At 63.9% G+C, this 854-nt stretch carries 1 protein-coding gene; it reads right to left on the bottom strand.

What is annotated here, in order from left to right; all coding sequences use genetic code 11:
- The coding region (gene tnpC / locus F1735_RS33885) for an IS66 family transposase (RefSeq protein WP_167241425.1) at positions 1-854 on the bottom strand (854 nt) is incomplete at both ends.

Below are 854 nucleotides of genomic sequence, written 5' to 3'. Positions count from 1 at the left end.
GGGGTATGCAAATCCTTCATATTCCACGGCAGCAGCGCCGCTACATCATCCACGGTTTTCGCCGCCGGCAAGTCGCGCAGTACCCGGCGCAGCCACGTGTAAGGCTCCAGGCCATTCGCCTTGGCCGTCTCCAGCAGCGAGTAAATAACCGCACTCGCATTGGCGCCAGCCACCGTGTCGCTAAACAGCCATGCCTTGCGGCCCACCACGAATGGACGAATCGCGTTCTCGCATCTGTTGTTATCGATCGGCAGGTCACCGCGCTCGGTGTAACGTGTCAGGCGACTCCAGTAGTCGCGCATGTACGACAGTGCCTTGCCCAGCGCGCTCTTCGGCGTCACGCCTGGCAAGGATTTGTCCAGCCACGCCTTCAGCGCCGCGAGCGCCGGCACGCTGTGCGTCTGCCGCGCCAGCAGGCGCTCCGCGTCGCTGGCGTCCTTGCAGTCGCGCTCAATGCCATACAGTTTGCCGATCATGGCGACCGCCTCGTCTGCCAGACCGCGCCGCCCCTTAGGCTGGACTTTCACGGCCTCGACGAAACGTCGGCGCACGTGCGCCCAGCACGCCATGTGCTCGATGCCGTCGGTGCGCGCGAGTTGGTTGTAGCCGTCGTAGCCGTCGGTCATCAAGAAACCACGATAGTCATGCAACAGGCGCATCGGCACCTGGGCCCCGCGGCCCGGATCGTAGTCGAACAGCACCACCGGCTGGCCCGGTGGTCCGCCCGTCTGCACCCACATGTAGCTGTTCGACGTTGGCTGCTTCCCAAGCGCCTTGAGTACCTGCACCACCGTCTCGTCAACGTGGATAAAGGGTGACTCAAGCAGCGCATCGCGCATCAGGTTGTGCAGCGG

Origin of the sequence: Massilia genomosp. 1, from assembly GCF_011682185.1 — a bacterium.
In the GTDB taxonomy this organism is placed as follows: Bacteria; Pseudomonadota; Gammaproteobacteria; order Burkholderiales; family Burkholderiaceae_D; genus Telluria_A; species Telluria_A rubra.
The sequence above is the reverse complement of the archived record's forward strand: the minus strand, read 5'-3'. Positions and strand labels throughout refer to the sequence as shown.